Annotated in this window: 27 protein-coding genes; 11 read left to right on the top strand and 16 right to left on the bottom strand. The window is 65.4% G+C overall.

The genetic code is table 11. The annotated features are described in order from the left end of the window. Nucleotides 1–79 precede the first annotated feature (79 nt). Nucleotides 80–3,058: an NAD-glutamate dehydrogenase domain-containing protein gene (locus QMN23_RS17835; protein WP_282000680.1), complete on the top strand. Its 2,979-nt coding sequence runs from the start codon at nt 80–82 to the stop codon at nt 3,056–3,058. Nucleotides 3,059–3,209: 151 nt separating this feature from the next. Here the strand turns inward: QMN23_RS17835 and QMN23_RS17840 are convergent, their stop codons facing one another. The 7 genes from QMN23_RS17840 to QMN23_RS17870 all read right to left on the bottom strand — a co-directional run bounded on the left by QMN23_RS17840 (nt 3,210) and on the right by QMN23_RS17870 (nt 11,506). Next, nucleotides 3,210–3,641: an MOSC domain-containing protein gene (locus QMN23_RS17840; RefSeq protein ID WP_282000681.1), complete on the bottom strand. Its 432-nt coding sequence runs from the start codon at nt 3,639–3,641 to the stop codon at nt 3,210–3,212. 45 nt (nt 3,642–3,686) lie between these two features. Next, complete coding sequence (gene moaA / locus QMN23_RS17845; protein WP_282000682.1) at nt 3,687–4,664, bottom strand: GTP 3',8-cyclase MoaA; 978 nt, start codon at nt 4,662–4,664, stop codon at nt 3,687–3,689. A 105-nt stretch (nt 4,665–4,769) separates the two neighbouring features. Beyond that, nucleotides 4,770–5,870, bottom strand: coding sequence for a bifunctional molybdenum cofactor guanylyltransferase MobA/molybdopterin-guanine dinucleotide biosynthesis adaptor protein MobB (mobAB, locus tag QMN23_RS17850; RefSeq protein ID WP_282000683.1), 1,101 nt, complete (start codon nt 5,868–5,870; stop codon nt 4,770–4,772). Between the two features lie 32 nt (nt 5,871–5,902). After that, the gene (locus QMN23_RS17855; RefSeq protein WP_282000684.1) at nt 5,903–8,314 is read right to left on the bottom strand and encodes a sensor histidine kinase; all 2,412 of its coding nucleotides are present in this window, start codon (nt 8,312–8,314) and stop codon (nt 5,903–5,905) included. Between the two features lie 97 nt (nt 8,315–8,411). Continuing rightward, complete coding sequence (locus QMN23_RS17860) at nt 8,412–8,885, bottom strand: PAS domain S-box protein (RefSeq protein ID WP_282000685.1); 474 nt, start codon at nt 8,883–8,885, stop codon at nt 8,412–8,414. Between the two features lie 73 nt (nt 8,886–8,958). Beyond that, entirely contained in the window at nt 8,959–9,966 is a 1,008-nt protein-coding gene (locus tag QMN23_RS17865) for a 4Fe-4S binding protein (protein WP_282000686.1), read from the bottom strand. 85 nt (nt 9,967–10,051) lie between these two features. Beyond that, nucleotides 10,052–11,506, bottom strand: coding sequence for an ammonia-forming cytochrome c nitrite reductase subunit c552 (locus QMN23_RS17870; RefSeq protein WP_282000687.1), 1,455 nt, complete (start codon nt 11,504–11,506; stop codon nt 10,052–10,054). A gap of 288 nt (nt 11,507–11,794) precedes the next feature. Between QMN23_RS17870 and QMN23_RS17875 the strand changes: the two genes are divergently transcribed. Together QMN23_RS17875 and QMN23_RS17880 are read left to right on the top strand one after the other, a co-directional pair. Next, complete coding sequence (locus QMN23_RS17875) at nt 11,795–12,910, top strand: methyl-accepting chemotaxis protein (RefSeq protein WP_282000688.1); 1,116 nt, start codon at nt 11,795–11,797, stop codon at nt 12,908–12,910. A gap of 134 nt (nt 12,911–13,044) precedes the next feature. Next, a complete protein-coding gene (locus QMN23_RS17880; RefSeq protein WP_282000689.1) occupies nt 13,045–13,842 on the top strand; it encodes an alpha/beta fold hydrolase in 798 nt (265 codons plus the stop codon). Nucleotides 13,843–13,906: 64 nt separating this feature from the next. On the opposite strand, the gene QMN23_RS17885 is transcribed toward QMN23_RS17880, so the two are convergent. Next, entirely contained in the window at nt 13,907–14,833 is a 927-nt protein-coding gene (locus QMN23_RS17885) for a PLP-dependent cysteine synthase family protein (protein ID WP_282000690.1), read from the bottom strand. 91 nt (nt 14,834–14,924) lie between these two features. Between QMN23_RS17885 and QMN23_RS17890 the strand changes: the two genes are divergently transcribed. Further along, nucleotides 14,925–15,509, top strand: coding sequence for an NUDIX hydrolase (locus tag QMN23_RS17890; protein ID WP_282000691.1), 585 nt, complete (start codon nt 14,925–14,927; stop codon nt 15,507–15,509). A 152-nt stretch (nt 15,510–15,661) separates the two neighbouring features. Here the strand turns inward: QMN23_RS17890 and QMN23_RS17895 are convergent, their stop codons facing one another. Continuing rightward, nucleotides 15,662–16,042, bottom strand: coding sequence for a PilZ domain-containing protein (locus QMN23_RS17895; protein WP_282000692.1), 381 nt, complete (start codon nt 16,040–16,042; stop codon nt 15,662–15,664). A gap of 175 nt (nt 16,043–16,217) precedes the next feature. On the opposite strand from QMN23_RS17895, the gene msrA reads away from it, so the two are divergent. From msrA to QMN23_RS17925, 6 genes are all read left to right on the top strand, one after another. After that, a complete protein-coding gene (gene msrA / locus QMN23_RS17900) occupies nt 16,218–16,685 on the top strand; it encodes a peptide-methionine (S)-S-oxide reductase MsrA (RefSeq protein ID WP_282000693.1) in 468 nt (155 codons plus the stop codon). Between the two features lie 132 nt (nt 16,686–16,817). After that, entirely contained in the window at nt 16,818–17,837 is a 1,020-nt protein-coding gene (gene ltaE / locus QMN23_RS17905) for a low-specificity L-threonine aldolase (RefSeq protein WP_282000694.1), read from the top strand. A 169-nt stretch (nt 17,838–18,006) separates the two neighbouring features. Beyond that, complete coding sequence (locus QMN23_RS17910; RefSeq protein WP_282000695.1) at nt 18,007–18,165, top strand: hypothetical protein; 159 nt, start codon at nt 18,007–18,009, stop codon at nt 18,163–18,165. An 87-nt stretch (nt 18,166–18,252) separates the two neighbouring features. Beyond that, entirely contained in the window at nt 18,253–18,501 is a 249-nt protein-coding gene (locus QMN23_RS17915; RefSeq protein WP_282000696.1) for a hypothetical protein, read from the top strand. Further along, the gene (locus QMN23_RS17920; RefSeq protein WP_282000697.1) at nt 18,498–18,794 is read left to right on the top strand and encodes a hypothetical protein; all 297 of its coding nucleotides are present in this window, start codon (nt 18,498–18,500) and stop codon (nt 18,792–18,794) included. The genes QMN23_RS17915 and QMN23_RS17920 overlap by 4 nt, the downstream gene beginning before the upstream one ends. A gap of 11 nt (nt 18,795–18,805) precedes the next feature. After that, nucleotides 18,806–19,210: a glutaredoxin family protein gene (locus tag QMN23_RS17925; protein ID WP_432613083.1), complete on the top strand. Its 405-nt coding sequence runs from the start codon at nt 18,806–18,808 to the stop codon at nt 19,208–19,210. Here the strand turns inward: QMN23_RS17925 and QMN23_RS17930 are convergent. Next, nucleotides 19,167–19,694 (bottom strand): YbhB/YbcL family Raf kinase inhibitor-like protein, encoded by a 528-nt coding sequence (locus QMN23_RS17930; RefSeq protein WP_282000698.1) that lies wholly within the window; start codon nt 19,692–19,694, stop codon nt 19,167–19,169. The two genes, QMN23_RS17925 and QMN23_RS17930, sit on opposite strands and share 44 nt — an antisense overlap. A gap of 223 nt (nt 19,695–19,917) precedes the next feature. Between QMN23_RS17930 and QMN23_RS17935 the strand changes: the two genes are divergently transcribed. Further along, nucleotides 19,918–21,591: a methyl-accepting chemotaxis protein gene (locus QMN23_RS17935; protein ID WP_282000699.1), complete on the top strand. Its 1,674-nt coding sequence runs from the start codon at nt 19,918–19,920 to the stop codon at nt 21,589–21,591. 14 nt (nt 21,592–21,605) lie between these two features. Here the strand turns inward: QMN23_RS17935 and QMN23_RS17940 are convergent, their stop codons facing one another. The 6 genes from QMN23_RS17940 to QMN23_RS17965 all read right to left on the bottom strand — a co-directional run bounded on the left by QMN23_RS17940 (nt 21,606) and on the right by QMN23_RS17965 (nt 26,238). Further along, a complete protein-coding gene (locus QMN23_RS17940) occupies nt 21,606–22,019 on the bottom strand; it encodes a rhodanese-like domain-containing protein (RefSeq protein ID WP_282000700.1) in 414 nt (137 codons plus the stop codon). A 135-nt stretch (nt 22,020–22,154) separates the two neighbouring features. Next, complete coding sequence (locus QMN23_RS17945; RefSeq protein ID WP_282000701.1) at nt 22,155–22,559, bottom strand: bacteriohemerythrin; 405 nt, start codon at nt 22,557–22,559, stop codon at nt 22,155–22,157. 52 nt (nt 22,560–22,611) lie between these two features. Continuing rightward, the gene (locus QMN23_RS17950) at nt 22,612–23,361 is read right to left on the bottom strand and encodes a dienelactone hydrolase family protein (protein WP_282000702.1); all 750 of its coding nucleotides are present in this window, start codon (nt 23,359–23,361) and stop codon (nt 22,612–22,614) included. 264 nt (nt 23,362–23,625) lie between these two features. After that, complete coding sequence (locus QMN23_RS17955) at nt 23,626–24,279, bottom strand: YceH family protein (RefSeq protein WP_282000703.1); 654 nt, start codon at nt 24,277–24,279, stop codon at nt 23,626–23,628. A gap of 94 nt (nt 24,280–24,373) precedes the next feature. Further along, nucleotides 24,374–24,709 (bottom strand): hypothetical protein, encoded by a 336-nt coding sequence (locus tag QMN23_RS17960; protein ID WP_282000704.1) that lies wholly within the window; start codon nt 24,707–24,709, stop codon nt 24,374–24,376. 14 nt (nt 24,710–24,723) lie between these two features. Then, nucleotides 24,724–26,238 (bottom strand): hypothetical protein, encoded by a 1,515-nt coding sequence (locus QMN23_RS17965; protein ID WP_282000705.1) that lies wholly within the window; start codon nt 26,236–26,238, stop codon nt 24,724–24,726. Nucleotides 26,239–26,522 lie beyond the last annotated feature (284 nt).

Genomic DNA, 26,522 nt, shown 5'->3' on the forward strand with positions numbered 1-26,522 from the left:
AAAGCCGGCCAGGCAGTGTATACTGTGCAGCGTAACGACGCCCCGGAAGGGCGAGCCGACGACAACGGGAGGAGTGTGCATGAGCGCGGCAACGACGGCGGGCAGGACCCAGCGGGCCGAGCAGGCGGAAAACCGCCGCTGGCTCCGGGAACAGATGAACCCCTACTTTTTCATCGCCATGAAGGACGAACCGGCGGCTCTGGCGATGCTGACCCGGGAGCTCGGCGCCCTCCGCCACAACCGGCGGCTGCTGCTCGCCGACCGGGAGAAGGCGATCATCATGGCGATGGTCAACCGGCCGGGAACCCTTTACGAGACCCTCCGCCGGGTCCAGGAGCGGGAGATCTCCTACGCGATGATCGCCCACTCGAACGACCCGATCCCGGGACGGGAGGAGGCGCTGGAGATCCAGCGCTTCGAATTCGACCGGAAGAGCAACGAGGAGATCCTGGCCGGCGCCGGCACCATCGTCCCGCCGGAGGTCTGCCGCCGGGTGGCGGCGGCGCTGCGCCGCTATTACCCCGATTTCGACCATAAGGAACTGGAGCGGCTGCTGCGGATCCTCTGGCAGAACAACGACAACTACGTCCGGGTTTCGCCCCCGCGGCGGGTTGCCCAGGTGCTGCGGCTGTTCCAGGAGGCAAACCGGCGCGGCGGCCTTTATCTGGACGTCGAACCGATGGAGAACGGCGGCGCCCACGAATCGCGGGTCTTCTTCGCCGTCGCCAACCCGCCGCAGAAGGATTTCCTCCTCCAGGTGATGGAGGTCTTCTACCGGCTCAGTCTCGGGGTGAACCGGGCCTACTGCCTGACCATCTCCAACGGCGTCCACCCGTACTTCCTCGGCACTTTTTACGTCCGGCAGCACGACGGCGGAGTGATCGCCAAAGAGGCCGAGATCTTCGCCCGGCTCCGCGAAGAGCTCTACAACACCCAGGTGCTGGCGACCCGCTCCCACACCTACCGGGAGTTCGTCACCAGCGGCCTGATGAGCGGCGAGGACGCCTCGCTGGTCAACGCCTTCATCGCTTTCTGCCACACCAACCTGGCCCACAACCAGCCGGACCGCTTCGGCCTCGACGATGTCCGGAGCGCTTTCCACGCCCACCCGGAAATCGCCCTCCAGCTGGTGCAGCTGTTCCGGACCCGCTTCGACCCCGAGCTTGCCGACCGGGAGAGCGTCTATGCCACGGCACTGGCCGCCGCCGACCGGGAGGTGGCGGAGTACAATACCGGCCACCGTTACCTGGACGAGATCCGCCGGGCGATCTTCCGCTGTTGCCTGACGTTTATCCGCCACACCCTGAAGAGCAACTTCTTCGTCCTGGAAAAGCAGGCCCTCTCCTTCCGTCTCGACCCCGCCTACCTGACAGAGCTCGGCCCGGCCTGCACCGCCGACCTGCCGCCGGCGGCGCCGTTCCGGGTCACCTTCTTCTTCAGCCGCTACGGCTTCGGCTACCACATCGGCTTCTCCGACATCGCCCGCGGCGGCTGGCGGACGGTGATCGCCCGCACCCCCGACGACTTCGTCACCAACGCCAACACCCTCTTCCGGGAGAACTTCGTCCTCGCCCATACCCAGCACCTGAAGAACAAGGACATCTACGAGGGGGGCTCGAAGCTGGTGGTGATGCTCGACGCGTCGGACCTGATGCGTGGCCACGAGCGGGAGATGGAAACCTGGCGGCTTTTCAAGCTCCAGTACGGGATCCTCAACGCCTTCCTCGACATCTTCATCACCGCCGCCGGCGTGGCCAAGCACCCGCGGGTGGTCGACTACTACCGGGAGGACGAGCCGATCGAGCTCGGCCCCGACGAGAACATGCACGACTCGATGATCGAGACCATCGCCCGGGTGTCGAAGCGGCGCGGCTACCTGCTCGGCATCGGCATCATGTCGAGCAAGCGGGTCGGCATCAACCACAAGGAGTACGGTGTCACCTCCACCGGGGTGGTGACCTTCGCCGAGATCACCATGGCCGAACTCGGCATCGACATCCGCCGCGACCCGTTCAGCATCAAGTTCACCGGCGGCCCCAACGGCGACGTGGCGGGGAACGCCATGCGCATCCTGCTCGACCGCTCGCCGCAGGTGAAGATCGCCCTGATCCTCGACGGCACTGCCGCCCTCTGCGACCCGGCGGGCGCAGACCATACCGAGCTGCGCCGCATTCTTCTCAAGGAAGATCTGGACGCCTTTGCGCCGACGGCGCTCCACCCCGGCGGCTTCATGCTCTTCCGCACCGGCAGCCGCCGCGAGGGGCTGCGGGAGCTTTTCCGGAAGGTGACCAGGACCGCCGCCGGTCTCAGCGAAGAGTGGATCTCCCTCGATGAGTTCTCCAAGGAGTTCGACGAGCTGGTCTTCACCGTCCCCGCCGACCTGTTCATCCCCGGCGGCGGCCGCCCCGAGACCATCGACAAGGAGAACTGGCAGCGCTTCCTCCAGGCCGACGGCACCCCCTCGGCCCGGGCGATCGTCGAGGGGGCCAACTCGTTCCTTACCCCCGAGGCCCGGGTCCAGCTCCAGCAGCACGGAGTGCTGATCATGCGCGACGCCTCGGCCAACAAATGCGGCGTCATCTCCTCCTCCTACGAGATCATCGCCAACCTGCTGCTCAGCGAACAGGAGTTCCTGGACGAGAAGGAGCGCTACGTCGCCGACGTGCTGGCGATCCTCGAACAGCGGGCCGGCGACGAGGCGCGGCTGATCCTCCGGCGCCACCGGGAGAACCCGGCGCTGCTCTGCACCGAGATTTCCAACAGCCTGAGCAGCGAGATCAACGCCAACTACGCCCGGCTGTTCCGCTTTTTCCAGGCGCGCCCCGAGCTCTGCCGGCAACCGCTCTACCGCCGGGCGATCCTCGCCCACCTGCCGCAGCTGATCCGCGACGAGCCCCGTTTCCGCCGCCGGCTCGGCCAACTGCCGCAGAAGTATCTCTCGGCGATCCTTGCCGCCGAGCTCGGCGCCTCGCTGGTCTACAAGGGAGACCGGGAAGCCGAGTTCGAGGACGCGATCCGGCTCCACCTGCAGCGCAATTTCCGAGCCGGGGGTCAGTAAAGAACATCCCATCTTCCGCAGCACTCTCCTCCCCTTCCCCCTCCCCCTCGATGGGGGAGGGGGAGGGGGAGGCGTGCGGGCACTGATCGCCCATAAAAAACGCCCCCTCCGCGAACGGAGGGGGCGTCATGAATAGCGGGCCGGCGAGGGCTCAACGGAGGTGCACCGGATCGCCCGGCTGCACCATGCCGCCGCGGAGGACCCGGGCGAAGATTCCTTCCTTCGGCATGACACAGTCCCCCGCCTGCTGATAGATAGCGCAGCGGGTATGGCACTCCTTGCCGATCTGGGTCACTTCCAGGAGCGTCTCCCCCACCGCCAGCCGGGTCCCGACCGGCAGCGCCGGCAGTTCGATCCCGACGGTGGTGATATTTTCGGCGAAATCGCCGTTGTCGACGTCGAGCCCCAACGCCCGCATCTTGTCGATGCTTTCCCGCGCCAGCAGGCTTACCTGGCGGTGCCACTCCCCGGCATGGGCATCGCCGACGATGCCGTGGTTTTCCCGCAGCTCCACCTGTGCTACCGGGGTTTTCCGCTCCCCCTTGTTGCGACTGATGCAGACGGCAATCACTGTTGCGCCCATGAACGTCTCCCCTGCCGTACCGGACGGCCGTCCCTCATCTCTCATTCATCCTCCCACTTTGGCCATGGAGAACGGCCGGTGCGCCGCCTGCTCCGGTGCCAGCCCGTGCCGAGCCGGTTTGCAGCCGACCAGCCGACGGAGCAGCTCTTCGAGTACGGCGGGCTCGGCGGCGATAAACGGCCGGAGATCGAAGGCATCGTCGGCAAAGAGGCACCCCTTGGCCAGCCCGGTGGAGGTGACCCGAATCCGGTTGCAATCGCCGCAGAAGTGACCGGAGACGGCACTGATCACCCCGATGGTCCCGGCCGCGCCGGGGATGCGAAACTCCTCCGCCGGCCCGGCCAACTCCCCCTTCGCCACCGGTTCCAGCGAAAACTCGGCGCCGATCCGGGCCAGGATCTCCCGTCCCGCCACCGTCAGCGCCTGCCAGTTCTCCTCGCGGGTGGCGGGCATGTACTCGATGAAGCGGACCTGATAGGGCCTGGTCAGGGTCAGCCGGGCAAAGTCGACCACCTCGTCGTCGTTGATGCCCCGCATCACCACCATGTTGATCTTGGGCGGCGGGAAGCCGGCGGCTTCGGCGGCGGCAAGGCCGTCCAGCACCCGCTGCAGCTCGCCGGTGCGGGCAATCTGGCGGAAGGTGGCGGAACGGAGGGAATCGAGGCTGACGTTGAGCCGCTGGACGCCGGCCCGGCGCAGGTCGGCCGCCAGTTCTGGCAACAGCAGGCCGTTGGTGGTCAGGACCAGCTGTCTGAGGCCCGGCAACGCTGCCAGCCGCGCCAGGAACGGCACCAGTCCCTTGCGCACCAGCGGTTCGCCGCCGGTGACCCGGATCTTCTCGATACCGATGGCGACGGCCGCCCGGGCGATCCGGTACAACTCCTCGTAGCGGAGGATGTCGTCATGGCCGAGCTTGGCCACGCCAGCGGCCGGCATGCAGTAGCGGCAGCGGAGATTGCAGCGGTCGGTGACCGAAAGCCGGAGATAGTTGATGCGCCGGCCGTAGCCGTCGGTGAGGGGCATAATCGTGTCCAATCGTCGCGGGCGGCGCCGAAATGGCGTCAGTGTTCCAGTATAGCAGAAGAGCCGCCCCGCCGCCTATCCCGTATACGGTGGCACCCCCCGGCCTCAGCGGAGAAAGCGCGCCTCGACGAAATCGGCCACCCGGCGCGGCTCGTTGAGGTCGAGCACCGGCACATCCAGCGCCAGCGGCTCGTCGCTGGCCACCGCCAGGAGCGTCGGGTCATTCTCCTCCCCCCGGCAGAGGAGGGTGGCACTCCGATCCCGCCGGTGCACCTCGATTTTCGGCAGGCCGCTCATCTTGAACCCCTCGGTCAGAACGATGTCGACGTCGCCGAAATACGTCGCCAGCAGCTCCTCGATCGGCGGGGCGGCGGCGTGGCGCTTGACCAGCGCCAGTTTTTCCGGCGACGAGATGAGCATCGTATCGGCGCCGGCGGCGGTGAAACGGTAGGAGTCCTTCCCGGGGTGGTCGATGTCGAAGCGGTGGGCATCGTGCTTGATGGCGCCGACCCGGTAACCGCGGGCCTTCAACTCGGCAATCACCTGCTCCAGCAGGGTTGTCTTCCCCGTCCCCGACTTGGCGACGAACGAAACCGCTTGCACCGTTTTCCGCTCTTCCTGACTGCTGATCATGGCAAACTCCTCGGGAGTATTGATATTGACGAAGGTCCTCCCCGGCGTGACCAGCTCGGCCAGTTCGGCCAGCGGAACGACCCGGGTCCGTACCAGGGGATAAAGATCGAACAGCCGCAGGGTGCCGGCCGCCAGGAGCCGTTCCAGCGGCGCCAGGCAGCCGCTGCCGTAGACGGCGCAGAGCGGCTCGTAGCCGGCAGCGGAGCGGGGGACGACAACGTCGTAGCCGATCCGGAGCTCTACCAGCCGGGCCATCAGCCGTGGTTCGGGCCAGGGCAGGTCGCAGGCCAGGGCAAAGATCCAGGGGGTACCGGCATGGCGCAGGGCGGTAATCAGGCCGCCGAGGGGGCTGCCGGGACAGTCGTCGGCGATGACCGGCACCCCCAGCGCCCGGAGCTCCGCCCGCGCCCCTCCCACCAGCAGGGTCCGGGCAAACAGCGCCCGGCAGGCCTCGACGGAGCGGCTGGCCAGCGGCCGCCCGCCGAAGGGGAGTAGCGCCTTGTCGCGCCCCATCCGTCGGCTCTTGCCGCCGGCGAGGACGATGCCGGTCACGTCGTGGTACAGCTCGCTCATGGCGATGATCCCCCGTCGGAGTGGCGGTGCCGCTAGAGGGTAAAGAAAAAGGTCGCGCCCCGGTCGACCGCCGCCTCGGCCCAGACCCGGCCACCGTGGCGGTGCACAATCCGCTGTACCGTCGCCAGGCCGATGCCGGTCCCCTCGAATTCACCGGCCCGGTGGAGCCGCTGGAAAGGGCCGAACAGCTTGCCGGCGTAGCGCATGTCGAAACCGGTGCCGTTGTCGCTGACGAAACAGGTCGTACCGTCTCCCGCCCCTTCGCGGATGCCGAATTCGATCCGCCCCCGCTCGCGCCGGCCGGTGTACTTCCAGGCATTGCCGAGGAGATTTTCCAGCACGACCCGGAGGAGCGTCGCATCCCCCTGCACCCGCACCCCGTCGGCAACGACAAAATCGACGGCCCGCGCCGGCTCCCGCAGCCGCAGCTCGCCGGCGATCTCCCGGGCCAGGGCGCTCAGATCGATCGTTTCATATGCCAGTTCACCCCGCGTCACCTTCGCCAGGTTGAGGATGGCGTCGATCATCTCCCCCATCCGGGCAGATGCCAGCCTGATCCGTTCCAGAGACTCCCGGCCGGTGGCGTCGAAGGCAATCGCCTGGTCGTCCGCGAGGATCGCCGCAAAGCCGTTGATCGCCCGGAGCGGGGCGCGAAGATCGTGGGCCACCGAATAGCCAAAGGCCTCCAGTTCCCGGTTGGCGGCTTCCAGCTCGCGGCTCCGGCGCTGCAGCTCCTCCTCCGCCCGTTTCCGGTCGGAGATATCGACCAGGGTACCGACCACCGCCGGCCGGCCGGCAAAGCGGGCACCCTTCCCCCAGGCCAGGACGGCGAACCGCGTGCCGTCGCGGCGTACCCCCGTCACCTCGCACAGTCCTCCCGTCGGCTCGCCGGCCGGATTCGCCAGCTTCCACCGGACCTCCTCCCGATCCTCGGCTGCCACCAGGTCGAGCGGACCGAGCCGGCCAACCAGTTCTTCGGGGCGGTAGCCGAACAGCTCGGCCATCGTCGGGTTCACATAGTGGTAAACCAGGTCCTGGATGACGAAGATACCGACCAGCGAAGCCTCCATGGTGGTCCGGTATTTCTCCTCGCTCTCCTCGATCAGCCGCGCCAGGGCCAGCCGTTCCTCGACCTGCCAGGCATTGTGGATCGCCACGCCAATCGCCGGGGTGACCCCGGCCATCAGGTTCAGGTCGCTTTTCAGCAGCGGTTTGCAGGTGTGGCGGCGATCGACGGCCAGGATGCCGAGGGACTTGCCGTCGCAGACGATCGGGCAACAGATGAACGAGTGGACCTCCAACCGGCGGGCCATCGCCAGCCGTTCGGGAGAGAGGGCGGGTGCGAACTCTTCGGGGCTGTCGATCAGCAGCGAGCGCTGTTCGCGGAAGGAGGTGGCAAAAATCCCCCGGGCATGATCGCCGTCGAGGCGGAATTCGGTCTCGGCCAGCGCCGAGCGCTGCCGGTCGTCAAAGCCGAAGCTGTCGCGGAAAACCAGGCGGGTACGGTCGGGAGCGGCGGTGAAAATCACGCCGCGGTCGTATTTGAGCCGCTTGTCGAGTACCTGGACCACATTGGCCAGAATACCGTCCACGTCCGTCTGCCGGCTGATTACCTGCCCGAGTTCGTTGACCAGTAGGGCATTTTCGTAATTCTCACCGATCTGGTCGAGCAGGATGCCGGTCGAATCCTGAAGATGGGTCAGGGCGGCGCGAAAATCCTTTTTCTCGGCCCGCTCGGCCAGGAGCATCGCCAGCAGCATGACCGGAACGCCGATGGCCGCCGTGCGAGCGAGTAGCTCCGGCCCCAGGCCGGCGCTGCCGGCAAGTCCCACCAGGCCGAGCAGCAGTACGGCGGTCCGGGCATACTTCCACCGGTCGGCCCGGCCCTGCCGCCAGGTGACGATGTAGCTGCAGACCGAACCGCCGCGGAAGATGCATTCGGGATGTTCGATCTGCGGCAGCGCCCCGGTGAACAGCATGACGAATGCTTCGATGAAGCCGGTCCGGTTGGCACACTGGTACGGCTCTTCCCGGACCCCCTCCTTGAAGCTGACGTCGATCTGCACCCGGTTCGCGGCGAGAAACCGGGAACTGAAGACCGACGACCGGGTAAAGAAGGAGGCGGCCCGCCCCGCCAGCCGAAGGCCGTGCCGCGGGCCGACCAGGCCGAGGAAGCACTGCCGCAGCACGCCGAGGGCCTCGGGCGAGGCGACGTACCGCCCCGCCTCGCGGGCGATATCTTCGTTGCCGGTGAACTGGACGAGCCGGTCGTAAAAACGGTTCACCTGCACCTGGTTGAACCAGTGCCCCGGATCGTGCACCTCGGCGAACGTCATCCCCGCGTAGCGGAGCAGGTCCGGCACGTCGACGGCGGGATAACGGTTGCGGAGGAGCTTGAGGTAGATATCGATGATGCGGCTGCTGTAAAGCGGCTGATCGTTCATGGCCGGTTCGCACCGCCGCCGGAGCCGGCAGACGGTAAGGGAATGATACGGCTGCCGTCCAGCCTACCGGAACCCCCGGACGCAATCAAGTGACAAATTAATCCGCCGCTAATGAGCCGGGCGGCGGCGCCGTGGCACCGCAGCGCTCTTCCAGCTCGGCCAGCCGGGTCCGCAGGTTCTTTTCCCGCGCCCACCGCTCGCTGACATCGCGAAGGATGGCGCCACTGCCGTAAACCGGCCCGTCACCGGCGGAGAGAAGCGTCATCGAAAACTCGGTGGAGATCCGACTACCGTCGCGCCGCAAGGCTGGCGCCGAGAGCAGCCGGCTGCCGTAGGCGGTCACCCCGGTGGCCATCACCCGTCGATACCCTTCCCAATGCCGCGCCCGCAGGTTTTCCGGAATGATCAGGTCGAGGGACCGGCCGAGCGCCTCGGCGGCGGTAAAGCCGAACAGCCGCTCGGCGGCCGGGCTCCAGAGCCGGATGATTCCGTCGCGGTCGGCAAAGATGAAGGCATCGGGGCTCCCCTCGGCAATCGCCCGGTACAACGCGGCGTCATGGTCGGCTGACATTGTCGCACCTCCTTGGTGGTCGGCTTGCTTAACATTACCGTCTCACCGGTTACCGTCAAGGAGACGGCCCGGCTCAGTGGCTCAGATACGGCACCAGCGGGAGCAGCTGCCGGTAATCGTCGATGGTCAGCGAACCCTGCCAGTGCCCCGTTACCATCCCGGTGCCGATGCCGGCGGCAAAGAGCAGCAGCACCGCGGCGGGGAAGACCCAGCCGGGAAGCTGCCGCCGCCAGAACGGCAAGCCGATCCGCAGCGTGGCACGCTCCGGGCAGCTTGCTACGCAACTGAGGCAGGCGGTGCACTCGGGGGAGACGATCCGGGTCCGGGCGTGGACCGGCAGGTTCGCCGGGCAAGCGGCGCTACAGCGTCGACAGCCGGTGCAGCCGGCGGGCTCCCGCCTGATCTTGAGGGGACTCAGGATACTGGCCAGCCCGAGCAGCGCCCCGTAGGGGCAGAGGTAGCGGCACCAGACATTGCGGTAGACCAGCGACAGGCCGGTGAGCAGGGTGAGAATTACCGCCGTGGTCGGCGACATGTCGGTAAAGAAGCGGAGCATCTTGACGTCGCTCACCGCCCAGTAGGGGGAACCGAGGAAGCCGGCCAGCGCCGGCACCGGCATATCGAGCAGGATCAGCTTGACGAAGAAGAGGAGCAGGGCGTACTTCAACCCCCGGAGGGTCAGATCGAGCCAGGGCCAGGGGGTAAAATTCCGGCCGAGCAGCCATCGACCCAGTTTCCATGCCCCTTCGGAGAGGGTCCCGACTGGGCAGAGCCAGGAGCAGAACGATTTTTTCGCCAGCAGGCTGACGGCGATGGCGGTGAGGAAGATGACCAGCGCCGCTGGATGGACCTGATTGATGTCGCCGGTGGCCAGCCAGTATTTGAGGCTCGCCAGGGCGCCGATCGGCAGGAATCCCTCCACCCCCGGCGGCCGGGAGACATTGGGGGGGGTGCCCCCGGCGGCGACGGCATTGACGAAGAGACCGAAGCGCACGCCGAGGAAGAGCACCCAGGCGAGAAAGCCCCACTGGATCACGGCTCGCCAGCGGGGAATGCGTACGGGGGAACAGGGACCGTTCATGGATGATGCCTCGTTTCGGTGAGGGGCAAGGTGTGGAGCGAAGGAGTTCGTTGCCTCACTCCTCCCCCCACACCTCACTGGGCAACTACTTCCCGGCCAGCGGATCCTTGATCTCCTGCTCCGGCTTGAACATCAGCTTCTTCGAACCACGGTTGTTGACGTATTTGGCGAGTTCCAGGTCGACCTTTTCCGGTACCGTCACCCCCGCCTTGGCCAGCGCCTGGCGCAGCAGCCCGTCAGCCTTGCCGGCATGGATGGCGGCATCGCCCAGGACCCGTTGCGCTTCGGTGGGATTATGGAAACCGACCGAATTCTCGGCACCGATGAACACCACCCGGTAGAACGCCTCCAGGTAATGGTCCTTCGCTTCGGCATAGAGCGTCCGGTCGACCGGTTTGCCAGCCGTTTGCTCCCGGTTCGCCAGTTCGAAGAGCTTGGCGACGGTAGCAGTGGCATAACCGGCACGGATAAACTGCGACATGGTCCGGTCCTGGATGGCGATCACCCGGTCGCGCAACTGGTCGGGGCTTTCGGTATGGCACTGCCGACAGGCCTGCAGGTCGTTTTTCAGCGGACTCATGATCCGGTGATCAGCAATCTCCCGCCCCCCCACCTTGATGGTCGGCATGTGGCAGTCGCTGCAGGTTGCACCGGCCTGCCAGTGGACGCTGTCGTTGGAAAAGAGTTCAAATTCGGGGTGACGGATGAATGCCAGTTTAAACCCGGTCACCTTCTGGGTCCACTCGCCGTACTCCGGATGCTCGCGGAGCACTTTGATGATCTGCTCGATGGTGATGTGCCCCCACGAGCTCCCCTGCCAGGGAAAGACCACATCGGTCGATTTCATCTGAGTGTCCTTGGGGACGCTGTAAGTGACGTGACACTGGGCGCAGACCAGCGACCGCTTGTCCTGCCGGGTCAGTTGCCCCCCGGCGACGCCGAGTTCGGCCAAGCCCTTGCCGAGAGTGAAACCGCGGGAAATCTGCAGCGACATATCCCGGTTGTTATGACAGTCGATGCAGGCCACGCCGAGGGTCCGGTGCTCACCGGGCACCTTGGCCAGCACATCCAGGTACGGCTCGGCAAAGTAGTCCCGCCCCATCTTCCCCTGGAGGATCGGCGCATAGGGTGTCTTGCAGGTAAGACAGGACCCCCCGGCCTTGATTCGCGACGGATCGACCTCCAGCTGATCCTGGAGCATGAAGATGTGGCCGCGCGGCTCCCGGTATTCGACGCCGAAGCCCCAGCCGTTGTAGAGCAGCGCCAGGAACGGGAACTCGTTGAGCTTGTCGGGACGCGCCATCCCCTCGTCATAGCCGCGCTTGTACTTGCTCTTGCCGGCCGGGGTCGGCTCGCCGTTCTTCTGCCAGCGCTCGTATTCCGCCGGATAGACCTTCCCCCAGACCGCCGGGTCGATCGTCCCGTCGGCAATATCGGACATCGTCACCGGCTCCGTCTTCTTCGGCGTACACCCCGCGCCGACCGCTGTGGCCGCCAGGATCACCGCCACCATCCCACGTTTCACCATCTTCGTTGTCATGCTCTCCTCCCCAGTAGTTGGCTGCCATCCGGCGGTCCCGGATGAAATGCCGGCTCGCGGCGGGCCGCACCGCGGCGGCGATCTCCCTTGGAGCATTAGAACCAACGTCCGGCGGAAACGCCTTGACATAAGTCAAAGGGCGACAAATGTGCCGGGTAAAGAGGACTGTTCCGACCCGATTTGGCGGCAATACAAAAAACGACTTCAGCTTTTTTCCCCGCTGCCGATAAAGGAATGGTGAGCGTCGCACGGCGACCGCCCCCAGTTTTCTATCAGAAAGGGATCCCGATGTTTTTCTCGGCAAAGTTGAAAAAACAGCTGGCAGAGCAGGAAACCGAACTCAATACCCTCAAGCAGATGCTCGACAATCTGGGCAATATCGTCATGCTCTGCGACACTACTCCGGAAAACAAGATCTTCTACATGAACAAACCGGCCCGCGAAATGCTGATGAAGCATCGCCAGGAGCTGAACGGCGGGCTGCGGGGGGCCGACGTGGCCAACGCCTTCGGCCAGTCGATCCACCAGTACCACAAGGACCCGGGGCGGGTCCGGATGATCCTCGGCAAGCCGGGCGAACTCCCCAACCGGGCTGAGATCCCGATCGGCGGACTTACCCTCCGCACCACCGCCTACCCGATCTGGGACGCCAGGGAGCGGGGCAAGCTGCTCTGCTACATGGCCTGCTGGGACGATATCAGCGCCGAGAAAGCGATCGAGGAGCACAGCCGGGCCGAGATCGACCGGAAGAATTACCTGGAGGAGCGAGTGGCGCAGATCGCTACCGCCATGGAAGAGATGAGCATGACCGTCACCGAGGTGGCGCGCAACACCTCCAATGCCTCCGATTCGGCGATCAAGGTGGCCCAGAACGCCCACGAGGGACAGACCATCGTCAACCAATCGGTCCAGGAGATGCAGAAGGTGGCGCAGATCGTCCGCGACTCGGCGGCCATCGTCGACTCCCTCGGCGGCAAGTCGGAGAAGATCGGCGAGATCATCAACGTCATCAACGAGATTGCCGACCAGACCAACCTCCTGGCGCTGAACGCGGCCATCGAGGCGGCCCGGGCCGGCGAGCAGGGGCGCGGCTTCGCCGTCGTCGCCGACGAGGTGCGCAACCTGGCAGAAAAGACCATGGCCTCCACCAAGCAGATCGGTGCCATGGTCGGCGAGATTCAGCAGGAGACCCGCCTGGCGGTCGGCTCGATCGAAAACGTCAAGCAGGAGGCGGAAGTGAGCGAGCGGTTGTCCCAGCAGGTGGAAACCTCGCTCGAATCGATCGTCCGCGCCGTGGAAGACATCAAGAACGTCATCACCCAGATCGCCACCGCCTCGGAAGAGCAGGCCGCCACCGCCACGGTCATCGCCGGCAATCTGGAGGAGATCACCCGCCACGGCTGAGCCGCCTGAAAATCCGTCCCGACGAGGCCCGCACTGCGGGCCTTTTCTTTTTGCCCCGGCCCCTTGCCGGGGTGCGCCGGATGGTATATGGTTGCCAGGGACGACACACTGTCACCCTTACAGGAGGCGACCCCATGCAGGCATTGATCAACGACATCACCATGGCCTACGACGATCACGGCAGCGGGCCGGCGGTAGTCCTGCTCCACGGCTTTCCCCTCTGCCGGCGGATGTGGCATCCGCAGATCAGGGCCATCACCGAAGCGGGCTTCCGGCTGATCGTCCCCGACCTGCGGGGCTTCGGCGAGAGCGATGCCCCCGACGGCCCCTACTCGATTGATCTCTTCGCCGACGACGTGGTGGAACTACTCGACCGGCTCGGCATCGAACGGGCGGTGGTCGGCGGCATGTCGATGGGGGGGTATGTCCTCTTCAACCTTGTGGAGCGCTACCGCGAGCGGCTGGCCGGCGCCTGCTTCATCGTCACCCGGGCGATGGCCGACGACGCGGCGGGCAAGGCGCGCCGGCTGGAACTGGCCCGGCAGACCATGAAGTTCGGTCCCCAGGTAGTGGCTGACGCCTTCGAAAAAATTCTTTTTGCCGAGGAGTCGCTGACCCGGCGGCCGAAACTGGTGGGTGAGGTCTACGGCTGGATCACCGCCACCGACTCCCGCGGGTTGGCGGGAGGATTGCTGGCGATGCGCGAACGGAAGGATTACACGCCATTACTCGGCGGCATCGACCTGCCGGCCCTGGCGATCGGGGCCGACGACGACCGGGCCGCCCCGCCGGAGCTCGGCCGGGCCATCGCCGCCGCTATCCCCGGCTGCCGCTTCTGCCTGGTCCCCGAAGCCGGCCATCTGGCCAACCTCGAACACCCGGGAGCCTTCAACGATTGTCTGCTGGAGTTCCTGCGCAGCATCCCGGCCTAACGGCGGGCACGAAAAAGCCCGCGCGGGGCGGGCTTGAACAGGACAACGGGACGGTAACGGCGCGCTACGGCGGGCAGCAGGCGCAGACCGAGCGGAAGAGCGCCGTGCTCAGGTAGCGGTCGCCCCGGTCGGGGAGGATGACGACGATGGTGGCGCCGGCCGGCGCATCCTTGGCCACGGCAATCGCCCCGGCCACTGCGGCGCCGCTCGACATGCCGACGAACAGCCCCTCCCGGGCCGCCAGCAGTCGGGCAGTCTCGAAGGCCGGCTCGTCATGGACCGTCAGCTTGAGGTCGAGGGCCTCGGGCCGGTAGATGGCCGGCACGATCGCCTCCTGCATGTTCTTCAGCCCCTGAACCTTGTGGCCGAGCCGCGGCTCGACGCCGACGACTGCCGCCGCCGGACGGTGCTCCTTCAGGTAGCGGCCGATCCCCATCAGGGTGCCGGTAGTTCCCATCCCGGCGACAAAGAAGTCTACCTCCCCCCCCGCCTGGCGGAACAGCTCCGGGCCGGTGGTTTCGTAGTGGGCCAGCGGATTGTTCGGGTTGGCGTACTGGTTCGGCATGTAGTAGCTCTCCGGGTTCTCCTCCAGGATACGGTGGGCAAGGCGGATCGCCCCATCGGTCCCCTCGTTGGCCGGCGACAGCACCACCTCGGCGCCGTAGGCCTCCAGGACGCTCCGCCGTTCCATGCTGACGCAGCCGGGCATGGCGAGCTTCACCCGGTACCCCTTGGCGGCGCCGAGCATCGCCAGGGCAATCCCGGTATTGCCGGAAGTCGGCTCGAGGACGGTCTTTGCCGCGGTCAGCTCGCCCGACTCTTCGGCCTTGGCCAGCATGTAGAGGGCAGGCCGGTCCTTGATAGAACCGCCGGTATTGTTCCCCTCCAGTTTGGCGAGAATGCGGACCCGGGGGTTCGGATTGATCTGGGTCAGTTCGATAAGCGGCGTGGCGCCGATGCTGCCGGCGAGAGAAAAGGGTTTCTGCTCCATGAACGGCTTCCTTTGCTGGGATTGGTGCCGTTTCATCGTAGCGGAATACGAGCGGAATTACAACAGTCTATAGCAGCGGGAGAAAGCTGGAATGACACTGGACGACATCGAGCAGCGGCTGGCCGGGATGCCGATACAGGAAAGCCCCGCCGCGGGCCTCGTTCCGGCGGCCGTGGCGCTGTTGGTCGCTGCCGGGCCGGACGGCCCGGAAATCCTCTTCATCGAACGGGCAAATCACCCGGGCGACCCCTGGTCGGGCGACCTCGGCTTCCCCGGCGGCAAGGTGGAACCGGTCGATGCGACCCCCCAGGCCGCGGCGGAGCGGGAAACCGTGGAGGAACTCGGCCTCGACCTCCGGCGGGAACGTCGGCTCGGTCGGCTGGCCGATATCGCCGGCGCCCATCTGCCGGTCCAGGTCTCCTGTTTCGTCTACGGCCTGGCGGGAAAACCACCGCTACAGCTGAGCGCCGAGGTACGGGACGCCTTCTGGGTGCCGCTCCGGGAACTGGCGGAGCCGGCCCGGCGGCTGACGGCCCCGGTCCGCTTCGGCGGCGAAACCCTGGAGCGGCCGGCCATCCGTCTCACTCAGGCCGGGAAGCCGGTCCTCTGGGGCATCACCTACCGGCTGGTCATCCAGTTCCTCGCCCGCCTCGCCGGGCAGGACGAACACCTCTGACCGGCAAGGCGCCGCGGGAAAAACATTTGGCCCAGGGGGGAACTTATTAATTAGGCAGGGAGAAGAGACTGTGCGACGGCACAGCAGCGCTACGCCGGGCACTTTCGCCGGCGTAGTGGACCACGCAGGAGCAGGGAGAACGGCAGGACCGTTTAGCTGAGTACCGCGGCCGGCGGCGGGGTGCTGATAAATTCGTAAAAATCGGCCATGAACCGTTCCGGTGCTTCGCCCTCGTGCTTCATCAACGATTCGCAGGTCATCAGCAGGTAGGGATCGAGGTGGGGGGAGCTGAAACCGACGCCGTCGCTGCCGCTACGGACCACCCGGCCGGGGACCGTTACCGACAGAGTGATGGGGCCGCTGATGAAATAGATGGAAACCGCGGCATCCTCCTCGCTCCGGTGGTCGCCATGCACGGCAAGAAACATTCCCTGCTGGCTGATATCCTTCACCTGGCCGAAAAACACCCGGGTATCCTTTTCCAGGAATGCAGGTGCCGAAAAGGTCAATCGCTGGTGCTTGCGCCGTTCCACGATACCCCCTTTCTTTCGCCGGCCAGACCAGCAGCACGGCATAATCAACTATACCACTTTTTTGCTAGCATTGCGAAAAATCGTTACTTTTCTTTCACCATCCAGAGATTCGCAGCACAGGACAGCGCCCCCCGGACTATGCTATCCTGAACGGGAAGAACGAAAGGAGGAGGCTATGAACAAGGCAACGTTCGCCGCCGGCTGCTTCTGGGGGGTGGAAGCCACGTTCCGCCGCGTGTCCGGCGTGGTGGCGACCCAGGTCGGCTATATGGGCGGCTGGAAGGAGCGACCGACCTACGAGGAGGTCTGCAGCAAGGCCACCGGCCATGCCGAAGTGGTCGAGATAACCTTCGATCCGGCGGTGGTCTCCTACGACGAGCTCCTGCAGGTGTTCTGGGACTGTCACGACCCGACCCAGCTCAACCGCCAGGGACCGGATATCGGCACCAATTACCGTTCGGCCATCTTCTGCCATTCGTCAGCCCAGGAAGCGGCAGCCTGCGCCTCCCGCGACCGGGAGCAGAATTCCGGCCGGCACAGCCGGCCGATCGTCACCGAGATCACCGCCGCCGGCGCTTTCTGGCGAGCCGAGGAGTACCACCAGCAGTACCTGGAGAAGCACAGCGGCAGCTGCCACTGGTAGCCGTCGCTCGCGCCCCGGAGCGACCGGACGTCGCCGGACTTCCCTGCGGGCCGTTTCTGTGTTACCCTGCCGGGACGGCGCCGGACCGACGGTCGGGCCCTCCGCCGCAATTCCGTCCCCGGGAGACCCATCATGCACCCGATCGATCTGCGAAGCGATACCGTTACCCGGCCGACCGCCGCCATGCGGCAGGCGATGGCCGGTGCCCCGGTCGGCGACGACGTCTACGGCGAGGACCCGACGGTCAACCGCCTGGAAGAGCTGGGCGCCGCCACCATCGGCAGCGAAGCGGCACTGTTCGTCGCCAGCGGCACCCAGGCAAACCTGCTGGCGCTACTCTGCCATTGCGGCCGAGGCGAGGAATACATCGCCGGGCAGACCGCCCACTGCTACTGCTTCGAAGGGGGTGGCGCAGCAGCGTTCGGCGGCATCCAGCCCCAGCCCCTCGACTTTGCCGCAGACGGCACACTCGACCTGACGGCGATCGCCCGGGCGGTCAAGCCGGACGATCCCCATTTTCCCCGGACTCGACTTCTCTGCCTGGAGAACACCCAGGGCGGCAAAGTGCTCCCCCTCGCCTACCTGGCCGAGGCCCGGGCCGTCGCTGCCGGCCACGGGCTGGGCATGCACCTGGACGGCGCCCGGATATTCAACGCCGCGGTCAAGCTCGGCGTCGACGTCCGCCGGATCTCCGGCCACTTCGACAGCCTCTCGGTCTGCCTCTCCAAGGGGCTTGGCGCCCCAGTCGGCTCGCTTCTCTGCGGCAGCCGCGAGCTGGTCGCCGCGGCCCGGCGCTGGCGGAAGGCCCTGGGGGGCGGCATGCGCCAGGCGGGAATCCTGGCCGCCGCCGGCATCGTCGCCCTGACCGACCACGTCGAGCGACTGGCGGAAGACCACGAACACGCCCGCCAGCTGGCGAGCGGCCTGGCCGAGATCGACGAACTGGAACTCGATCCGACGGCCGTCCAGACGAACATGGTCTTTGTCACCCTGAGCGACGAACGGTCCCTCGCCCTGGCAGCCTTTCTCCGGGAGCGGAATATCCTGATCGCCGGCCGGGGCTGCATCCGCCTAGTGACCCACCTGGACGTTGACGAGGCCGATATCCGGAAGACTGTCGCCGCCTGCAAGGATTTCTTCGCCGCCCGCTGAAGCCGCACCGAACGGCCCGGCCGTTGAAAATCGCCCCCGCTATGTTTTACTTAGCAGTATCCGCCACCGGACCGGCGATTTCATACCGCTCAGGGAGGAAGAAACCATGGGATGCGAAGGCGGCGAACAGCATAGGCTTCACATGTGCAGCCTCAGCGCTGCGGGAGACATGGCAACAATCAGGAAGCTCCAGACCAAACCGACCGTGGAGTGCGGCAATTGCGGGGCCAAGGCCAACGACCCCGCCAACGTCTGCGATCCGGTCGAACTGCCGGACATTGCCTGGCTGGGTGACGGCGCCGACGTCAAGCTGGAGCGGGAAAAGTAACGAACCTGCGAGCTGCCGGCCAGCAGACCAGCCCGGCCGGCAGTCCCCTTCATCCCCAGCCCGTCACCATGCGGGCGGAGTATCGTAATGCGTAACCCGATCATATCCGCGCTGCTTGCCTCGGCGATAGCCCTCCTCGCCTCCTGCGCCTTCATAACCGTCAATGTCTATTTTCCGGAAAAGGAAGTGAAAAAGGCTTTCAAGACGCTGGATGAGCAATTGCTCCGCCAGGACGGCGAAGCAGCGCCGGGAAATATGCCCGGCCAGCCGGCCGGAACGGCAGCCCCGGCTGCCGGCGCAGGCAACGACCAGCCGCCTGCCAAGGAGAATCCATGAAACCGTCGATTATCGCCCTGCCGGTTCTGGCGCTGCTGCTGACCGTCACCCCGGCGGTCGCCACCCTCACCCAGGAACCGCCGCAGGCGAGTAAAAAAAACCTCTGCCTGCTCTGGTCGGAGGATTGTCCGGACAAGAAACTCACCATCACCGAGCAGATCGCCGCCCTGAAGCGCGAGATCGCCCTCGGCACCACCGTTTACACACCGAAGGAACTGCAACGACTCCGCAACAAGCTCGATGAATATCAATTCTTCTACGACCGGCTGATGTTCGGCAATAGCGGAAAATGAGGAACAATACGATGTCGATCGCTGACCGCCCGTTCCGCGCCGCGCGCGGCATGTTACCACTGTTCGCGCTGCTGGCGCTCCTGTTGGCCCATTGGCCGGCCGCCGCCGCGCCTCTTCCCGCGGGGCCGCCGGCAGTGACCATCTATGTCGGCGAAGGGTGACCGTACTGCGCCGAGGTGGAAAGTTATTTCACCAGGAAAGGGATCCCGTTCGTCCGACGGGACATCAGGCATGACCGGGCCGCGCTCCGGGAGTGGCGTGACCGCTATCGGGGAGAGATCGTGCCGACGATCGTCATCGACCATGGCCGGAAGATCATCGACGGCTGCGATTTGCCGGCCATCGAACGGGCGTTGCGGGAGTTGGGAGTGATCAGCGGCGCCGGTACGTCCCCATCAGCTCCCCGCGGCCAATGACGTGCCCGGCCATCACCCGCTCTAGCTCCGCGGCAGTGGTCGTGGGGCCGAGAGCGAAGATCGTGTCGAGCGCATACAGTTTGAAGTAGTAGCGATGGGTTCCCGATGGCGGGCAGGGGCCGCCGTAGCGGTTCCGTTGCCAGCTGTTCCGCCCCTCCGTCGCCCCGGCGGGAACGCTGTTTTCCCCGATCATTCCCTCGGGGGAAATGTTCCAGACCACCCAGTGGACCCAGGTGCCGGCCGGCGCATCCGGATCGTCGACGATGAGCGCCAGGGAGCGGGCCGCCTTCGGCACGCCGGAAAAATGAAGCGGCGGATTGTGGTCGTTCCCGTCGCAGGTATAGGCGGCCGGGATCGCCCCACCACCGGTAAACACCGGACTGGTCACCGTCACTCTTTCCATACTCCGCCTCTCCTTTCCTGCCGTCGGCGCCGCCAGCAACAGCCCGAGCGCCGCCACCAACAACGTAATCCCTTTCCCCATTGTCGCCCTCGCCACGCCCCCCATCGAGCCGGAACACGCATTTCGCCATCATTGCAAGTCTACCGGGAGTGGCGTCGAATTCAAGCAACCGGCCGCGCGCGGCCCGCCGCCAACCGATTTGCGAACAAAAGACTAAAGAATCCTGTTGACACTCCGATATAATCCAAATATACGCATAATCAAACTGATGTCCCGGGACTTTGCACAATAAAGGAGAAGTGGCATGCGGGCGGTTAAAGCGATACGGAATCTGTATCTCAATCTCTCAGTGAAGACCAAGTTGCTGTTCTTCACCATCTTTTCCCTCAGCTGGCTGATAATCATCGGCGGCGTAGGGGTCTGGAGCGGCAAGACGATCAATAGGGGCGCCTCCTTTGCCAACTCTACCATCAAGGAGATCGTCCTGTTCAACGGCATGAAGAACGATTTTCTCTTCCTGCGCCTCGACCTGGCACACATGACCTTTCTTCAGGATAGCGAACGGTTCAACGCCGCCCTTCACGATGCCGAGCAGCGGCTGAAAATCATTGCCGGCGCCATCGACCAGGCGAACCGGCGGACCGATCTGGATGCCACCGAGAAAGAGGCGATGAAAACGTTCGCCGATGCGTTCAAGGAGTACCAGGAATATGCCCGGAAATTGATCGAGCTGGAAAAGACCGCCCTCGCCGCCAACACCCCCCAGGCCCGCCAGGCAGTCACCAGCTTCATCGCCGGCAACGATTCGACGCTCTTCCAGGATGCCGGCGACGCAGTCACCGATCTGATCGACCATAACGAACAGGTGAATCTCGAACTGTCCAACCGGAACCAGAAAAGCTACCGGACCCAGAGCGCCGTCATGGGCGGGGTCGTCGCGCTGGCAACGGTGCTGGGGCTGTTCTTCGGCTGGCTGATCAGCCGCTCGATCATCCGCCCTCTCGAGCATGCACTGGCAGTGGTTGTGGCAGTGGAAAACGGCGACCTGACCCGCGAGGTACCGGTCGATACCCGGGACGATTTCGGCAGGCTGGCGGAAGGGGTCAACGGCATGATCGAGCAGACCCGCTCGGTTGTCACCCACCTGATGGACCACGCCCACCAGATCGAAGGCAAGGCCGCCAGCCTGTACGGCAACTCGGTCCAACTGGCCACCGCAGCCGAGGAGATTGCCTCCCAGGCTTCGACGGTGGCGGTAGCCAGCGAGGAGATGAGCGCCACCGCCCACGATATTGCCTGCAATTGCGGCCAGGCGGCAACCAGTGCCACCGAGGTGAATCAGGCGGCGGCCAGCGGCGCCGAAGTCGTCGCCGGCACCGTTGCCACCATGGAGGAAATTGCCGGGCAGGTAAATACGATGAGCCGGGAGGTCCAGGAACTAGGTCGGCGCTCGGACGAGATCGGCGAGATCGTCGGCACCATCCAGGATATTGCGGACCAGACCAACCTGCTGGCGCTCAATGCCGCCATCGAAGCGGCACGGGCCGGCGAACACGGCCGGGGGTTTGCGGTGGTGGCCGACGAAGTCCGCTCCCTGGCGGAAAAGACCACCCAGGCAACCAAGAGCATCGGGGGAATGATCAAGACGATCCAGAACGATACCGCCAGCGTGGTGACGACGATGGGGAGCGGCGTCAAGCGGGTAGAGAGCGGCACCGCCGAAGCAGGGAGAAGCGGCGAAGCGCTGGCCCGGATCCGTTCCCGGGTCGATGAGCTGGAATGCCAGATCTCCCAGGTTGCGACGGCCGCCGAGCAGCAGAGCGCAACGACCGCCGAGATCAGCGGCAATATCGGCCAGATCAGCACCGTGGTCCAGGACGCTTCGATACAGGCCCAGCAGAGCGCCGAGAATGCCCAGATTCTCAACGGGCTGTCGGAGGAACTGAAGAGGCTGGTCGGCCGGTTCCGGGTCGCCTGAAACCGGCCGGGCCGTTATCTGCCGGTGACGAAAAGCGCCGGATAGGGCCAGCCGGCAATGCCGTCTTCCAGGATATACATCCGTTCCTCGCTGACCCCTTTGGTGGCCAGGTAGGTATAGGCGTTCTTGGCCCCGCCGAGCCCCCGGGGGCAGACCACTACCAAGGGGGCGGCCGAGGCGTTGGCCAGCGGCAGGACTTTGTCGAGGCGCTGCTTCTCCTCATCGCTCTTCGCCGGGAAGGCGTTGGTTTCGATTGCGCCCTTGAAGTGATGCGCGGCGAAATCGGCAGCCGGCTGGATATCGACGATGAGCACCGGTTTGCCGCTTTCGAGCCACCCCTTGAATTCGTCCGGCTCCACGTAATTGGCGGCCAGCGCCGGGATTGCCGTCAGCAGCAGCAACACCGCCGCCATAATGATCCGCTTCATATTGCCTCCTTGAATAACAGTAATCGTTATCGGTTATAGATGACTTTTCATATTATTCAAAGAGGTTTTTTCGCCGACCGATGAAGCCGGTGGACACGGGAAGGCTGGGCAAAAGAAAAGCGGCCGCCGGCCGCTTCAGGTTTCGGGATGGAGATAATTGACCAACTCCCGGTCAAGATTGCAGATATGTTCCATGATCCAGTGGATCAGGCGCCGTTTGACCACCAGGGCCAGGTCCCGTTTCACCCCGCCTTCCCGCAGGCGGGCGGCAAAATTCTCCAGGTCCCGGCCGAAATCGGCATGCTGACGTCGCTGGCGCTCCGCTTCCGGATAGCCCGCCGCGGCCATCAACCGTTCTTCGTAATCGAAGTGGGCCCGGATATACCCCTGCAGAAAAGCCAGCCGGCCAAGCAACTCGGTTCCCGGCCGCTCTTCCTGGCAGGCCTCGGAAAAGGCGACAAACAGCCGGAAAATCTCCCGGTGCTGCTCATCGATCTCCCCATGACCGAGATCCAGGTTTTCCTGCCATTCGACCAACATCGCGCTCCCCCAAGCCTTGCCCGCAATCGCCGCCACCCGGCTGCCGCGACACTCATTCAGCGACAGTCGGCGACCGGCCTTCCTCCTCTGCAAACAGCTCGGCGAAAAACTGCCGCATTGCCAGCCAGGAGCGCCGGTCGGCCCGGGCGTCATACGCCGCTCCCTTAGTCGGATCGTTGCCGGCGGCCGGATTGGTAAAACTATGCACCGCCCCGCCGTAGAGCACCAGCTGCCAATCGACGCCGGCCTGGCGCAGTTCGTCCTGGAATGCCGCCACCTGGCTCGCCGGAGCAATGGGATCGGCGGCGCCGTGCAGCGCCAATACCTTGGCCCGGATGTTCCGGGCGTCGGCCGGCTGGGGGGTATCGAGGCCACCGTGGAAGCTGACCACCCCGCACAGCTCGGCACCGCTCCGGGCCAGCTCCAGCACCGCCGTGCCGCCGAAGCAGTAGCCGATGGCCGCCAGCCGCGCCGGGTCGACTGCTGGCTGGCGCCGCAGTTCTGCCAGCCCCGCCGCAGCACGGGCCCGCAACAGTTGCCGGTCGCTCTTGTACTTGGCAGCCTCCGCCGCCGCAGCTTCGGGGGTTGCCGGTCGGATTCCCCTGCCGTAGAGGTCGGCGCCGAAGGCGACGAAACCGAGGCGGGCCAGCGCCTCCACCCGCCCCTGCACGTAAGGGCCGAGCCCGGTCCATTCGTGGGCTACCAGCACCCCGGGCCGTTGTCCCTGCACCGCATCGTCATAGACGAGATACCCCTCCAGCACCGTCTCGCCCTGCCGGTATTCGACGCTTCTCGTCACCATCCGCGCCTCCCGTCCACACCGAATGAATAGACCGGCACGGCATCAACCCGCCGGCCAGCCCGCACCGTCATCCAGTATACCAGGAAAACGGCCGGCGGCAGGTCCCCCCCTAACGGGCGCGACCTCACGGTATCGTTATTTTGCACCGCCGCAGGGCAAAACGGTTGACTGCTGACTCTCTCGGTGGAGCGGGAACGTGACAGAGGGACCGCACCGGCCTGCCGCGGCAGGCCGGTCCAGCCTTCAAAGGGAAGGGAAGGGGCGCTATTCGAATTGGGCGCGAAACTCCTCGATGAGCTGCCGCAGCCCGGCAACCTCGCTCCGTAGGGCGGCAACTTCCTCTTCGAGCTTTGCCACCCGTTCGTTCTCGGCCATCACCCGCAGCCGCGCGGCTTCCGGCGCCGGCTCCTCGGCGACAACGACCGGCTCGCCGGCACAGAGATGGGCGAAGCGGGACTCCTTGCGGCCGGGCTGGCGGGGAAGCCGCGCCACCAGCGGCGGAGTCCGACCGGCCAGTTCGTCGAGAACCGTCTCCACCGCCGCCAGATCGGCAAAAGAGTGCATCCGCTCCCCCCTGGTCCGGAGTTCGCCGACGGTCTGGGGTCCGCGCAGCAGCAGCTCGCCGAGGAGCGCCAGCTCCGCCGGACTGAGCCGGAGCCGCTCCGCCAGGAGGTGGCGGTACTTGGGAACCCGCCCCCCCTCGGCAGCCACCACCGCCAACTGTTTGAAACGAAGCCCGTCGAGGGCCCGCACTACCTCGGCCTCATCGAGGGCAAGTACCGGCTCGCGGTTCGACTTCTGGTTACAGGCGGCAGTCAGGGAATTGAGGCTGAGGGGATAGTATTCGGGGGTGGTCAGCTCCTTTTCAACCAGGCAGCCGAGCACCCTGACCTCCGTGTCGTTCAGGACAATCTCCATCCGGAGCTCCTTTGCAGTTAAATTGCTCCCCACCGACAGCTGTCGGCAGGGAGCTTCGAGGTTTTCCGCTCCGGCAGCGGCCAAGGCTCCCGGCTCAGCGGTCAGTCGGGGTGACGATCCGCTCCGCAGCGAAGCAATGGACGAACCGAGGCGAAGGGGAAGCGCACGGTTTCCCTTCCAGGATGACCTGCTGCCCCTGGTAGGTCGCCCGCAGTTGCCCCGCAAGCGGGCCGGTCAACAGATAATCGGTCTGCGTTCCCGTGCGGTCGGCGGTGGTCAGGACAAGCTGAGGATGCGGTTCGTTCCCCACCAGCCGCACCGTGCCGCTGAGGGTAGTGGCAAGCGTCTTCCGGTTCCCCATGGCCTGGCTGCGACCGACGGCCAGCAGCACCAGTAGGGCGACAAATCCGACAACGAGTAGCATGCGCATCGTCAGTCCCTCCTTTAGAACGCCGGCCTAATGCCCTGGTTGCGCAGCTCTTGTTCCTGCTGGTGGAGACTGGCATCGATGCAGACATGCAGCGGCCGGCCAGTCTCCTGCACCTGGGCCTGCAACTGCGGATTGCCGTTCACCGCCGCCAGGACCTCCCGGGCCGTTCTGACGGTGTTGGCGGCCGGCTCGGCAGCGGCCGCCGCCAGGGCCGGAGTGGCGACCGGCACCAGCGCGGTCCGGGTTACCGAAGCCCCGCTCCCGGCGGCACTGCCGGCCAGGTTCTGGGCGATCAGGTATCCCTTGGTGGTATAAGGCGCCGGCACCCCGGCGGTCAGATCGATCACCTGGCCACCTCCGGCATCGACCAGCCAGGCCTTCTCGTTGGCAGTCGCCGGCGTCCAGGTGACGGTACCGGCGGTGCCGCTGACCGGGGTAAAGCTGGCGAAGCCAAGTCCCCAGGCCTGCAGGGCGGTCAGGCTGGTTGGGTTGGTACTGGTGAAAAGCCCCGGCAAGCGGATGGTATTATAGATTCCCGGCCAGGTATTGATCGAAGTATAGGTCCACTCCGGATGCCCCGCCGGCGCCGTGACGGTCGTGCCGTTGCCGAAGTAGAGCGCCAGCGCCCAGTCGCGGAAGGCACTGGTGAAGGTTTTGCCGGTACCGGCGGCGGCGAGGGCGGTATTCACCTCGGTAATGCCGGTGTCGTTGTTATGGAGCATGCTGTAGAAGATATTGCCGGCGCCGAACTGATCCTGGAAATACTGGGCCCACATGTAGACCACCCCATAGTTGGCGGCGCTCCCCTCCCAGACGGTCAGCGAATGGCCGGCGGCATGCTCATAAGTAGCCACCGTCTCGTAATCGGGGCCGTAGCCGCAGATATCGCCGGCCACCGTCGCCATCCCCTCGTCGAGCCAGGTGTCGTCGCTCACCCCGAGGCGATGCTCCTTCTGCTCCCAGTGGATCATGTGCTGGAACTCGTGGGCCATGGTGGTATTGAACTCGGCATTGGCCGGGGTGACCACCGCCGAGTTGACGTTCATGTAGAGCAGTTCTTTCTGGTTGGAATGGGTGACGGAGCTGGGGTACTCATTGAGCGGATCGAAGTAGCCGGCCACATAACTCGTGCTGGTCACCGCATTGAAGCCGTCCCGGACATTGAGCAGCAGGATGTAGACCTTCGGGTCGCCGTCGGCTCCCGGGGTCGGCTCGCTGCCGAAGGCGGCGGTATCCTTGGGGTAGACGGTAGTGTCGAACTGGGCGATCACGGCGTTGATTTCCGCCGTGGTAACGGCCGCTCCCTGTTCGAGATAGATGTAGCAGTGGCTCCCCTCCGCCATCTTGGTGGCGGTGGTCTGGTAATAGGAGTTGTTGGTAAAGTCGTCGGCCCAGAACGTCAGGGTATCCGCCGCCGTCGTCGGCGTCGTCGGTGATGCCGGCGACGGTGATGACGACGAACTGCCGCCGCCACCGCCGCACCCCGCCAGGAGTGCCAGGCTCATCAAGACCATCAGCAGCCGCTTCATCCGTTAATCTGCCCCTTTCCCCCCCAGTCGGAGGCGCCAGCCGCGCCCCACCTGTCCCGTTACGGCCATCTGGCGAAACCGCCCGCTGCGGCATCGCAATGACCCGGTCAGGATAATCTTTTACGGGCAAAAAGCTCAATGATTTTTTGCGACTCCCCCTCGACCACCGGAAACGGTTGACCGGCGGCGGCCCGGCATGATATAGGGGAACTATGTATTATCCGCTCTTCAGCATACTCCCCCCACCACCGGTCATCCCCGCCTAGTCGGGCAGGCCGGTCGTC

The sequence above is a fragment of the Geotalea uraniireducens genome (assembly GCF_027943965.1).
Classification (GTDB): Bacteria; Desulfobacterota; Desulfuromonadia; order Geobacterales; family Geobacteraceae; genus Geobacter; species Geobacter uraniireducens.